At 51.8% G+C, this 11211-nt stretch carries 11 protein-coding genes, 2 tRNA genes and 1 rRNA gene; 9 read left to right on the top strand and 5 right to left on the bottom strand.

The features are described 5' to 3' along the window. The first annotated feature begins 3 nt into the window (after nt 1–3). From rrf to dkgB, 3 genes are all read left to right on the top strand, one after another. Nucleotides 4–119, top strand: a 5S ribosomal RNA gene (gene rrf / locus J4728_RS20205). 191 nt (nt 120–310) lie between these two features. Further along, nucleotides 311–387, top strand: a tRNA-Asp gene (locus J4728_RS20200). A gap of 164 nt (nt 388–551) precedes the next feature. Continuing rightward, nucleotides 552–1355, top strand: coding sequence for a 2,5-didehydrogluconate reductase DkgB (gene dkgB, locus J4728_RS20195; protein WP_023260524.1), 804 nt, complete (start codon nt 552–554; stop codon nt 1353–1355). Between the two features lie 20 nt (nt 1356–1375). On the opposite strand, the gene yafC is transcribed toward dkgB, so the two are convergent. Then, on the bottom strand, nt 1376–2290 hold the full coding sequence (gene yafC / locus J4728_RS20190) for a DNA-binding transcriptional regulator YafC (RefSeq protein WP_000648534.1): 915 nt from the start codon (nt 2288–2290) through the stop codon (nt 1376–1378). Between the two features lie 104 nt (nt 2291–2394). On the opposite strand from yafC, the gene J4728_RS20185 reads away from it, so the two are divergent. From J4728_RS20185 to J4728_RS20175, 3 genes are all read left to right on the top strand, one after another. After that, nucleotides 2395–3570, top strand: a complete 1176-nt coding sequence (locus J4728_RS20185) for an MFS transporter (RefSeq protein WP_052944123.1) — start codon at nt 2395–2397, stop codon at nt 3568–3570. Nucleotides 3571–3701: 131 nt separating this feature from the next. After that, on the top strand, nt 3702–4502 hold the full coding sequence (locus J4728_RS20180; RefSeq protein ID WP_001230970.1) for an endonuclease/exonuclease/phosphatase family protein: 801 nt from the start codon (nt 3702–3704) through the stop codon (nt 4500–4502). Nucleotides 4503–4579: 77 nt separating this feature from the next. Further along, nucleotides 4580–5350 carry a class I SAM-dependent methyltransferase gene (locus J4728_RS20175; RefSeq protein ID WP_023255415.1) on the top strand — a complete coding sequence of 257 codons (771 nt, stop codon included), beginning with the start codon at nt 4580–4582 and terminating at the stop codon, nt 5348–5350. 55 nt (nt 5351–5405) lie between these two features. Here J4728_RS20175 and mltD read toward each other — a convergent pair whose 3' ends face one another. Continuing rightward, nucleotides 5406–6773 carry a murein transglycosylase D gene (mltD, locus tag J4728_RS20170; protein ID WP_000644706.1) on the bottom strand — a complete coding sequence of 456 codons (1368 nt, stop codon included), beginning with the start codon at nt 6771–6773 and terminating at the stop codon, nt 5406–5408. A gap of 71 nt (nt 6774–6844) precedes the next feature. Continuing rightward, nucleotides 6845–7600 carry a hydroxyacylglutathione hydrolase gene (gene gloB, locus J4728_RS20165; RefSeq protein ID WP_001052773.1) on the bottom strand — a complete coding sequence of 252 codons (756 nt, stop codon included), beginning with the start codon at nt 7598–7600 and terminating at the stop codon, nt 6845–6847. A gap of 34 nt (nt 7601–7634) precedes the next feature. Between gloB and J4728_RS20160 the strand changes: the two genes are divergently transcribed. Then, entirely contained in the window at nt 7635–8357 is a 723-nt protein-coding gene (locus tag J4728_RS20160) for a class I SAM-dependent methyltransferase (RefSeq protein WP_000801238.1), read from the top strand. Here the strand turns inward: J4728_RS20160 and rnhA are convergent. Beyond that, a complete protein-coding gene (gene rnhA, locus J4728_RS20155) occupies nt 8354–8821 on the bottom strand; it encodes a ribonuclease HI (RefSeq protein ID WP_000917872.1) in 468 nt (155 codons plus the stop codon). The two genes, J4728_RS20160 and rnhA, sit on opposite strands and share 4 nt — an antisense overlap. A gap of 63 nt (nt 8822–8884) precedes the next feature. Between rnhA and dnaQ the strand changes: the two genes are divergently transcribed. Together dnaQ and J4728_RS20145 are read left to right on the top strand one after the other, a co-directional pair. Then, nucleotides 8885–9616, top strand: coding sequence for a DNA polymerase III subunit epsilon (gene dnaQ, locus J4728_RS20150; protein ID WP_001670675.1), 732 nt, complete (start codon nt 8885–8887; stop codon nt 9614–9616). 133 nt (nt 9617–9749) lie between these two features. After that, nucleotides 9750–9826 (top strand) — tRNA-Asp (locus J4728_RS20145). Nucleotides 9827–10147: 321 nt separating this feature from the next. On the opposite strand, the gene J4728_RS20140 is transcribed toward J4728_RS20145, so the two are convergent. Beyond that, nucleotides 10148–11203, bottom strand: a complete 1056-nt coding sequence (locus tag J4728_RS20140; RefSeq protein WP_000367614.1) for an ImpA family type VI secretion system protein — start codon at nt 11201–11203, stop codon at nt 10148–10150. Nucleotides 11204–11211 lie beyond the last annotated feature (8 nt).

The following is an 11211-nucleotide window of genomic DNA, read 5'->3' as shown; positions in this document are numbered from 1 at the left end:
TTGCCTGGCGGCACTAGCGCGGTGGTCCCACCTGACCCCATGCCGAACTCAGAAGTGAAACGCCGTAGCGCCGATGGTAGTGTGGGGTCTCCCCATGCGAGAGTAGGGAACTGCCAGGCATCAAATTAGAAGTATGGCATTAACTTTCGGGGCAGTTCACTACTCGACAGAGAGTAGGACAAAAGCGAAAGCTTTTGAACGTTGCGAAGCAACGGCCCGAAGGGTGAATCACGAAGTGATTCATAAACTGCCAGGCATCAATTTAAGCAGTAAACTGATGTAAAAATCAGTGATTGTAAAAGAATTCGGTGGAGCGGTAGTTCAGTTGGTTAGAATACCTGCCTGTCACGCAGGGGGTCGCGGGTTCGAGTCCCGTCCGTTCCGCCACTTATTAAGAGCCCTGAGCATTAGCTCAGGGCTTTTTCTTTGCCTGCGATTTAATTATTGCTCAATTCGCAAAAATCCTCTGCATTTCTCGCTCTTTTTCTACAAAGCGCTGAAGGTCATAATCCCCTCAGTTAACGAACATAGTGATTAAAAAGAGGAATTCTATGACTATCCCTGCATTCGGTTTAGGTACTTTTCGCCTGAAAGACGACGTGGTTATCGCTTCTGTGAAAACGGCGCTTGAACTGGGCTACCGTGCTGTCGACACTGCGCAAATCTATGATAATGAAGCGGCTGTTGGACAGGCGATTACTGAGAGCGGCGTACCACGTAGCGAGCTGTACATCACCACCAAGATCTGGATTGAAAACCTTAGCAAAGACAAGCTAATCCCAAGCCTGAAAGAGAGCCTGAAAAAACTGCGTACCGATTATGTCGATCTGACGCTGATCCACTGGCCATCTCCGGGTGATGCCGTGTCTGTCGAAGAATTTATGCAGGCATTGCTTGAAGCTAAAAAACAAGGGCTGACTCGCGAAATTGGCATTTCAAACTTCACCATTCCGTTGATGGAAAAGGCTATTGCCGCGGTGGGCGCAGACAATATCGCCACCAACCAGATTGAGCTATCTCCGTATCTGCAGAATCGTAAGGTGGTTGACTGGGCGAAAGCGCACGGTATCCACATCACCTCTTATATGACGCTGGCATACGGTAAGGCGCTGAAAGATGAAGTGATTGCGCGCATTGCGGCTAAACATAATGCGACCCCGGCGCAGGTTATTCTGGCATGGGCAATGGGTGAAGGTTACTCCGTGATCCCTTCATCCACCAGGCGTGAAAATCTGGCAAGCAACCTGCTGGCGCAGGATCTGCATCTGGATGCCGAAGATAAAAATGCGATCGCGGCACTGGACTGCAACGATCGTCTGGTTAGCCCGGAAGGACTGGCTCCTGCCTGGGATTAATTACCCGATCCTTTGTACCTTTACCCCTCTTTCACAGCTCCTGCGGGAGCTGTTCTTATATATTCGCTCAAAAAGTCGATAAATGCCCGAATACGTGTGCTGACGGCGCGATCGCTGTAGTAAACGGCGCTGAAAGGCATTTCTACCGGCAGACGTTTATCGGCCAGCAGTTCCACCAGTTCTCCCCGCGCGATCTCTTTATCAATCATATAATCTGAAAGACATGCAATGCCGTTACCGTTCAGGCAAAGTTGTTTTAACGTTTCCCCGCTATTGGAAGAAATCCCACATTTGATCTCATGGAGCTGCCCGTCGCTACAGGCAATCGGCCAGGTATTGAGCGAAACAGGTTCTGAGAACCCCAGACACAGATGCCGTTTCAACTCTTCAACGGTCTCAGGCTTGCCAAAGCGGGCAATATAATCCGGCGAGGCGATAATCTTGCGATAGCTGGTAAATAACGGGCGCGCGCGCAGACTTGAATCTGTCAACGTGCCTGCGCGTATCGCAACATCCACTTTTCGTTCAATAAGATTGATGAACGTTTCTGAGGAGACAAGAGACAACGTTATTTCCGGATACCGTTCACGAAAAGGTTTAATCAGCGGCATCAGGAAATGCAGCATTACCGGCGTTGCCGCATCGATACGCAGTAAGCCGCGCGGGGTATTACGCGACTCCATGATTTCCGTTTCTGCGGCGGCCATTTCTTGCAGTATCTGCTGCACGCGCCTGAAGTATCGCTCTCCTTCTTCAGTCAGGCTCAGCTGTCGGGTCGTACGATTAAGCAGACTGACGCCGAGCTTCATCTCCAGCTTTTTAACTGCCCGGCTGACAGCGGAATTGGCCTGTCCAAGCTGCTCTGCCGCCCGGCTGAAGCTGCCGCTTTCCACGACAGCGACAAAAATTGCGAGTTCTTCGGAGGTGGCTTTCATTTTTGCTCCTGAAGCAAAATTAAATTGATATTTTGGCTATTTTTGTCATTAAAACATCCAGGCATACTGCGTGTCATCTGATTACTGCTGTTATGGAGTTATGTATGCCTCTCGCTTTATTTGCACTGACTATAAGTGCCTTCGCTATTGGCACGACTGAGTTTGTGATTGTCGGCCTGGTGCCGACCATTGCTCAACAACTGGCTATCTCGTTACCTTCCGCCGGAATGCTGGTTTCAATCTATGCGCTGGGTGTGGCTATTGGCGCGCCGGTGCTAACCGCGCTGACCGGACGCCTGCCGCGTAAACAGTTACTGGTCGCGCTGATGGTCTTGTTTACGGCGGGGAATTTGCTGGCATGGCAGGCACCGGGCTATATGACATTAATCGTCGCCCGTCTGCTGACGGGCCTGGCGCACGGCGTGTTCTTCTCGATTGGATCTACCATCGCGACAAGTCTGGTGCCAAAAGAGAAAGCGGCTTCTGCGATCGCTATTATGTTTGGTGGTTTAACGGTAGCGCTGGTCACGGGCGTGCCGCTGGGAACATTTATCGGTCAGCATTTTGGCTGGCGTGAGACCTTCCTTGCGGTATCACTGTTAGGCGTGATTGCGCTGATGAGCAGTCAATTGCTGATTCCGGCCAATATTCCCGGTCGGGCGGCCGCCAGCATTCGTGACCAGGTGAAAGTACTGACTCATCCTCGTCTGTTGCTGATTTACGCCGTTACGGCGCTGGGCTACGGCGGGGTATTCACGGCATTCACCTTCCTGGCGCCAATGATGCAGGATCTGGCGGGATTCTCCCCGGCAGCGGTAAGCTGGATCTTACTGGGGTATGGCGTATCAGTGGCTATCGGCAATATCTGGGGCGGTAAACTGGCGGATAAGCATGGCGCCGTGCCGGCGCTGAAATTCATTTTCGCCGTGCTGTTTGTTCTGCTTATGGTCTTCCAGGTGACGGCCTCCACGCAGTATGTCGCGCTGGCTACCATTCTGGTGATGGGGGTCTTTGCCTTCGGTAACGTACCGGGGTTGCAGGTCTACGTGGTACAGAAAGCGGAACAATTCACGCCTAATGCAGTAGATGTGGCGTCAGGTCTGAACATTGCGGCGTTTAACATTGGTATTGCGCTGGGTTCCGTGATTGGCGGACAAACGGTGGCGCATTACGGTTTGGCGCAGACGCCGTGGATTGGCGCCCTCATTGTTCTGGTGGCTTTCCTGCTGGTGGGCGTCAGCGGACGTCTTGATAAACCTGTACGCATTGCTCTGGAGTAAATTATTGATGTAAGCGCCTACTTACAAAACAAACTGCAATTGTTCGTTGAAAGTGAGTGCTAAAATCCCTATAACAGAAGAACCAGTCCGGTTGAGGACTGGTTGACGTTACAGAGGTTTGAAAGTCAAAAGTGCGAAAAAACACCTATGCGATGCGCTATGTTGCCGGACAGCCCGCCGAGCGGATTTTGCCGCCAGGGTCGTTTGCGAGCATTGGCCAGGCATTGCCCGCCGGGGAACCGCTAAGCAGTGAAGAGCGGATCCGTATCCTCGTGTGGAATATATTCAAGCAGCAGCGAGCCGAATGGTTATCGGTGCTGAAGAACTACGGCAAAGATGCGCATCTGGTCCTGTTGCAGGAGGCCCAGACGACGCCTGAACTGGTACAGTTTGCCACCGCTAACTATCTTGCCGCCGATCAGGTTCCCGCTTTTGTATTACCTCAGCATCCGTCTGGCGTCATGACGCTTTCTGCCGCCCATCCTGTTTACTGCTGCCCTTTACGGGAAAGAGAACCAATTTTACGTTTGGCGAAATCAGCCCTGGTGACGGTATATCCGTTGCCGGATACCCGTTTATTAATGGTAGTAAATGTTCATGCGGTAAATTTTAGTCTGGGCGTGGACGTGTACAGTAAGCAGTTACTTCCGATCGGCGACCAGATTGCGCACCATAGCGGCCCTGTCATTATGGCGGGGGATTTTAATGCCTGGAGCCGCCCACGTATGAATGCGTTGTACCGCTTTGCACGTGAGATGTCGCTGCGCCAGGTGCGTTTCACTGACGATCAACGCCGTCGTGCGTTTGGACGACCGCTGGATTTTGTTTTTTATCGTGGTTTAAACGTGAATGAAGCCTCCGTACTGGTGACGCGCGCTTCCGATCACAATCCGCTACTCGTTGAATTCAGTCCCGGCAAACCTGAGCAATAAAGGTGCGTCAGGTCTGCCGTGGGGCAGGCCTCTGCGGGTGCTGCCCTTTACTTTTCTCATAACAGAAGGGCACTACCATGACAACGCATTCCCACCATGACAATGTTGAAAAGCAGTTTGGTTCACAGGCGAACGCCTATTTACATAGCGCCGTTCACGCAGCGGGTCGTGACTTAGCGCGGCTGGCGCAAAGGCTGTCTGATTTTTCCCACGCGAACGTACTGGATATGGGATGTGGAGCTGGACACGCGAGTTTTGTCGCTGCGCAACATGCCAACTCGGTCGTGGCATACGATTTATCAGCCAGCATGCTTGAGGTTGTCGCTGGAGCGGCGGAAGAAAGACATTTAAGTAATATTACTCTCCGGCAAGGCTATGCCGAAAAACTGCCCTTTGAAGATGCATCGTTTGAGATGGTGATTAGCCGCTATTCCGCGCATCACTGGCACGACGTTGGTCAGGCATTGCGTGAGGTTTATCGTGTATTAAAACCCGGCGGCGTGCTGATTATCATGGATGTCATGTCGCCTGGACATCCTGTACGCGATATCTGGCTGCAAACGGTGGAGGCGTTACGCGACACGTCGCATGTCCGTAACTATTCCAGTGGTGAATGGCTGGCGATGGTCAATAACGCGATGCTGGTAACGAATACCGTGATAACCGATCGTTTATCGCTGGAGTTTCGCTCATGGGTAACGCGGATGCGTACTCCAGCGCCGTTGGTTGAGGCGATTCGATTATATCAGGCGAGCGCCCCGGTAGAGGTGAAGCGTTATTTTGAGTTGCAGGATGACGGCTCGTTTAGCAGCGATACTATCATGCTGGAAGCGCATAAAGCGGTATAGCAATTTAAAAGGCGCCGGGGGAAGCGGCGCCTTTTGGCTTTTTCGTCGGACAATATCAGGAGTCTGGCGTGCTATTGTCCTTCACAAACAACGTAAGCTGATCGCCCGGTTGTAGATTATCCGTATCATGGTTCCAGCGCATCACATCTTTGATATTCACCCCGTGACGTCTGGCGATACTGGAAAGCGAATCGCCTTTACGGACACGATAGGTAATGCTATCGCTATTGTTTGCCAGTCGTTGCGCGCTGCTGCCAGCGCCTACGGTCAGGCTTTGCCCGATTTTCAGGCGCGAACCACGCAGGTTGTTCCACTGCTGCAAGTCCTTCGTGCTTACGCCAAGCCGCGAAGCAATACCGGAAAGCGTATCGCCAGAGCGCACCTTATAGCTACGGCTATTCAACGGCGTATTGTCGGCGATCAGTTGGGACTGAACGGCGTCAATCTCACCGGAAGCCAGCGACTCACGCAACTGCTCGGCATGCTTTTTGGGCACCATAACATATTGCGGACCGCTTACGCCTAAGGTAGACCCTTTTACACCGGCATTAAACGTCTTCAGCTTGCTGATAGACATGCCCGCCATATCCGCAACCTGGGCCATTTCAACTGGACTGTTTAAACGAACTCGTGCCAGCGCTCGGCTTTCATCTGTTGTTGGCAGACGTACGCCGTAGCGTTTGCTGTTTTTGAGAATTTCACTCAATGCCAGCATCTTAGGTACGTAGAGTTTTGTTTCTCTGGGCAAAGAAAGCGACCAGAAATCCGTCGGTTTTCCACGCGCTTTGTTTGCTTTAATTGCCCGCATAACACGGCCTTCGCCGCTGTTATACGCTGCAACAGTTAACAGCCAGTCGCCGTCAAACATTTTGTTCAGACGCTGCATCATGTCTAACGCGGCGGTCGTAGAGGCTACAACATCGCGACGCGCGTCATAATTACGGGTCTGCTTTAAACCATAATTGCGCCCTGTGCTCGGTATGATCTGCCAGATGCCTGCGGCATTGGCGCCAGACGTTGCGTGAGGATCAAAAGCGCTCTCCACTATGGGTAGTAGTACCAGCTCCATAGGCATGTTACGTTTCTTAACCTGCCCCGCTATCCAGTACATATACGGCTCTGCCCGTAAAGTTACATCGTGGAGATAGCTCTTATTGCGTAAATACTTCTGTTTCTGTTCGCGAATCCGGCTGTTTTCCGGAATTCCCATCTTTAGCTCGTCGCCAATGAAAGCCCACAAGTCCTGATCTGGCGCGATAGACGTTCCGTCGTCCATCCATCGTGCCTGACTCGTAAACTTTCCTGCTTCCCCTTGACCAGCTGCAGAAAGGCTCTGTGCGTGCTGTTGGACGTTGCCAGTGTTCTGAGACGTCTGGCACCCCACAAGCAGGACAGAGGCGAGTAATATCGCTTTTGCCTTCATGTGTGTGTCAATAGTTGCTTAAAAGACGACCGATCATAACGGCGAAGTTAGCGAATGACAAGTAAGAATTATCAGAACGTGTCTTTCTTTGACCTTAACCATGCAAAACGCGCTTCTGGTTGTTGCAATATTGTTTCTTTGTTTATTTCGTTAATTAAATCAATATCTTCAGTTCTTAAAAAAAGATTAATCTTACGCTCATTTTTAAGAATAACGGGTAATGTCATTTGTTTTTTTACACGTAACTCTTTAACTTTACGATAATATTCATTTATGAACGAATCGTGCGGAAGTATGCTCAATGCGAACTTAATGTTAGCTAAAGTGTATTCGTGAGCGCAGCAAATGAGCGTGTCGTCAGGCAGAGAATTAATTTTCATAAGTGACTGATACATCTGTGATGGCGTGCCTTCAAACAGTCGACCACAGCCGCCAGAAAACAGCGTGTCGCCGCAGAATAAGTAAGGGTGGCTAAAGTAACAGACGTGTCCTAACGTGTGACCCGGCGTGGCAAAAAGAGTAAATTTCTCGCCTAAAACGCGAATAGTATCGCCATCGCCAACAAGATGGGTTGCTCCCTTGTCTTGCGTTTCCGCCGGTCCATAAACCGTCATTTGCGGGAAGTGTTGCAACAGCTCTTTGACTCCGCCAACATGGTCGTGATGGTGATGCGTCAGAAAAATCGCCTCCGGCATCCACTTATGTTCAGCAATGGCCTTTAAGACGGGTGCCGCTTCGCCGGGATCAACAATCACACAGCGGCCTTCATCATTGGTCAGCACCCAGATGTAATTGTCCTGAAACGCGGGAATACTGTTAAGATTCATATATTACCTCTCAAATAATTAGCGGAAGGTTGCGATGAAACCGGCAAGGCTCTCTCAAACTGTCGTTGCGCCCGGATGTTGGGGTGAGTTGCCCTGGGGCAATTACTACCGTGAGGCGCTGGAACAGCAGCTAAATCCGTGGTTTGCAAAAATGTATGGTTTCCATTTGCTTAAAATCGGTAATTTAAGCGCAGAAATCAATTCCGAAGCGTGCGCGGTCTCCCATCAGGTGAATGTTTCGTCGCAGGGGTCGCCGATGCAGGTTCTGGCCGATCCGCTACACCTTCCTTTTGCGGATAAATCCGTCGATGTTTGTCTGCTGGCGCATACTTTGCCGTGGTGTACCGACCCGCACCGTTTATTGCGGGAAGCCGACCGCGTATTGATTGATGACGGTTGGCTGGTCATCAGTGGATTTAACCCGCTGAGTTTGATGGGGTTACGTAAACTGGTACCCGTTTTACGTAAAACACCGCCCTATAATAGTCGGATGTTTACCCTTATGCGGCAACTGGACTGGCTGTCTTTACTCAATTTCGAAGTGCTACATTATAGCCGTTTTCATGTCTTACCTTGGAAAAAGCAGGGAGGGCGGCTTTTAAATACGCATATCCCGGCGCTGGGCTGTTTACAGCTTATTGTGGCCCGTAAGCGGACCATCCCGCTTACGCTTAATCCGCTGCGACATAATAAAAGTAAAACCCCTATCCGCCAGACCGTTGGCGCCACCCGGCAATATCGCAAACCGGATGGCTAAGCCTCCGCCTGGTAGCCACTATCTTCCTGCGTGGGGTTCATTGCCGCGGCGCGCGCCAGTTCATCACAACGCTCGTTTTCGGGATGGCCTGCATGGCCTTTGACCCATACCCATTTGATCTGATGCTGACCTAACGCAGCATCGAGACGTTTCCAGAGATCGACATTTTTTACGGGTTTCTTTTCCGCAGTTTTCCAGCCGCGTTTCTTCCAGTTATGAATCCATTGGGTAATTCCTTGCCGCACATATTGGCTGTCGGTGCTCAATGTCACTTCGCAATGTTCTTTTAACGCTTCAAGCGCGACGATCGCAGCCATCAGTTCCATACGGTTATTGGTGGTCAGCGTGTAACCTTCACTAAACGTTTTTTCATGACCGCGATAGCGTAAGATAGCGCCATAACCACCAGGCCCTGGATTCCCCAGGCAAGAGCCATCGGTGAAAATTTCTACCTGTTTAAGCATTTCTGGTAGACTTCCTGTAATTGAAATCGATAACAAAACGCAAGTCTGACATAAATGACCGATATGAGCACTGCAATTACACGACAGATTGTCCTCGATACCGAAACCACCGGTATGAACCAGATAGGCGCGCACTATGAAGGTCACAAGATTATTGAGATCGGTGCGGTTGAGGTGATAAACCGTCGTCTGACCGGCAACAATTTTCATGTTTACCTGAAGCCGGATCGGCTGGTGGATCCGGAGGCGTTTGGCGTACACGGTATTGCCGATGAGTTTCTGCTGGATAAGCCGGTTTTTGCTGATGTGGTCGATGAGTTTCTTGATTATATCCGCGGCGCGGAGCTGGTCATCCATAACGCATCGTTCGATATCGGCTTTATGGATTATGAGTTTGGTCTGCTTAAACGCGATATTCCTAAAACCAATACTTTCTGCAAAGTTACCGATAGCCTGGCGTTGGCGCGGAAAATGTTCCCCGGCAAGCGTAACAGCCTTGATGCGCTGTGTTCGCGTTATGAGATAGATAATAGCAAACGTACTTTGCACGGCGCATTGCTCGATGCCCAGATCCTTGCCGAAGTGTATCTGGCGATGACGGGCGGGCAAACGTCCATGACGTTTGCGATGGAAGGAGAGACGCAACGGCAGCAAGGTGAAGCGACCATTCAGCGAATCGTTCGCCAGGCCAGCCGGTTACGGGTCGTTTTTGCCTCTGAGGAAGAGCTGGCTGCGCATGAATCGCGGCTTGATCTGGTGCAGAAAAAGGGCGGAAGTTGCCTTTGGCGGGCGTAATTTATTCCTTTTTAGGCTATAAAAATCATCCTTCGGGCGATTTTTGCAGCAACTGATTCAAAAGGTGAGAAAAAGCGTTGACGGGCGACACCGCAAACCGTAATATTCGCCTCGTTCCCAGCGGGAACATCACGGAGCGGTAGTTCAGTTGGTTAGAATACCTGCCTGTCACGCAGGGGGTCGCGGGTTCGAGTCCCGTCCGTTCCGCCAGATACAAATCTCAGGGTGTTTTTATACATCCTGTGAAGTAAAAAAAACCGTATCCCTGTAAAAGGGATACGGTTTTTTTTCGTCTTCAAGAAGTTCCACCGCCTATCGTGGAATCTGACGCAAATGGGCCTACGCCTGGATGACGAACAGGATATTACCGCCACTTCTTTCACTGTCATGGCTATTTTGATCCCACTGACATTTAAGGCGCGGCCTCATGGCGGTGCTTAACCGGGATCGGGACATGTTCAGCGCAGAAGCAGACTGCGTAATGTTGATATCACTCAGATAATTACGGAGAACCGCCAGACATGCGCATCATCACTCCAGGGCATCCCACTTCTCCAGCAACTCCACCGGGATCTCATTGATCACCTCCGAGAACCGTTTTCCCACCAGTCTTTCAGCCTGGCGTAACAGTGGGATGGTCGGGCTACTGGGTTCACTGCTCTCAAACCAGCGACGAATGCACCGCAGGCGCTCCAGCGCATCATTACGATCGCGAATTGGCCCCGGTTCAGCATTGTGTGGGAGGGATATACCGGGTGGCGCGTTGACAGGCGGCACATCCTCTGCCCGTGCCGGAACGGCATTATCCATAACCGTGCCTGCGGGGTCTGGCACTGGCGCTGGCGACGGAGGGATTTCCGGTGTGGTTGTCTGTACCACGTCAGGCAGCAGCGCTAACAACTGCCGCAGGCGTGAAAAATCTGGAGCCAGATCGCCTAATGTCTCACGCGCCCACACTTGCAGGCGTTCTGCGCTTTCCTGCGCTTCGCGAAACGCCGCCAGCGGTAATGCCCCACGGGCTTCGAGGTCGGCCAGTTGCTGGCGGACGGATTCGGGGGCCAGCGCATCAGCCGGGCGAGGGGCGGATAACGCGCGCTCGACATCCCGTACCTGCAGGCGCAGGACGGCACTGTTTGACAGCGTGATACCGCGAATGTCTGCCATCACGCCTTCGTGATCCAGCAGCGCCGCCAGGGCATTACTGCGCGCCAGCGCCGCATCTTCAATAGATTCTGCGGGTGCGCCTTCGCCGGTAAGCAGCTGTGGATGGAGTGCATCGGACCAGATTACGCTCAGTTCTGCCAGTTGCGTGAGCATTTCCGCCAGTCCCTGTGCGCCAGCCTGCTGGATGCGACTGCGCAGCAGCAGGATCAACACCCGGATATCCTTACTGCGCGTGAGCAGACGGCGCGCATCACGTTCAATTTCCGGCCAGTTCACGGCTTCCGGCGTACTGACAAAATCACCATATTGCGCCTCCGCCTGGGGGGCGGCGCGACTGAACAGCAGCAGGTATTCCGGGTCGTACTCCGGATCGGGGCCGCAGGGTTGTTCCGCGCTTACCGGTTTAGTCAGGGACATATCCATATCATTAC

This window comes from Salmonella sp. 32070601201500089SM (genome assembly GCF_017573605.1).
Taxonomy (GTDB): Bacteria; Pseudomonadota; Gammaproteobacteria; order Enterobacterales; family Enterobacteriaceae; genus Salmonella; species Salmonella enterica.
The sequence above is the reverse complement of the archived record's forward strand: the minus strand, read 5'-3'. Positions and strand labels throughout refer to the sequence as shown.

Excerpts from the sequence above, each read along its gene's own strand:
- gloB (WP_001052773.1), bottom strand. The coding sequence starts at position 7,600 with ATGAATCTTAACAGTATTCCCGCGTTTCAGGACAATTACATCTGGGTG.
- J4728_RS20140 (WP_000367614.1), bottom strand. The coding sequence starts at position 11,203 with ATGGATATGTCCCTGACTAAACCGGTAAGCGCGGAACAACCCTGCGGC.
- mltD (WP_000644706.1), bottom strand. The coding sequence starts at position 6,773 with ATGAAGGCAAAAGCGATATTACTCGCCTCTGTCCTGCTTGTGGGGTGC.
- dkgB (WP_023260524.1), top strand. The coding sequence starts at position 552 with ATGACTATCCCTGCATTCGGTTTAGGTACTTTTCGCCTGAAAGACGAC.
- J4728_RS20185 (WP_052944123.1), top strand. The coding sequence starts at position 2,395 with ATGCCTCTCGCTTTATTTGCACTGACTATAAGTGCCTTCGCTATTGGC.
- yafC (WP_000648534.1), bottom strand. The coding sequence starts at position 2,290 with ATGAAAGCCACCTCCGAAGAACTCGCAATTTTTGTCGCTGTCGTGGAA.
- J4728_RS20160 (WP_000801238.1), top strand. The coding sequence starts at position 7,635 with ATGAAACCGGCAAGGCTCTCTCAAACTGTCGTTGCGCCCGGATGTTGG.
- rnhA (WP_000917872.1), bottom strand. The coding sequence starts at position 8,821 with ATGCTTAAACAGGTAGAAATTTTCACCGATGGCTCTTGCCTGGGGAAT.
- J4728_RS20175 (WP_023255415.1), top strand. The coding sequence starts at position 4,580 with ATGACAACGCATTCCCACCATGACAATGTTGAAAAGCAGTTTGGTTCA.
- dnaQ (WP_001670675.1), top strand. The coding sequence starts at position 8,885 with ATGAGCACTGCAATTACACGACAGATTGTCCTCGATACCGAAACCACC.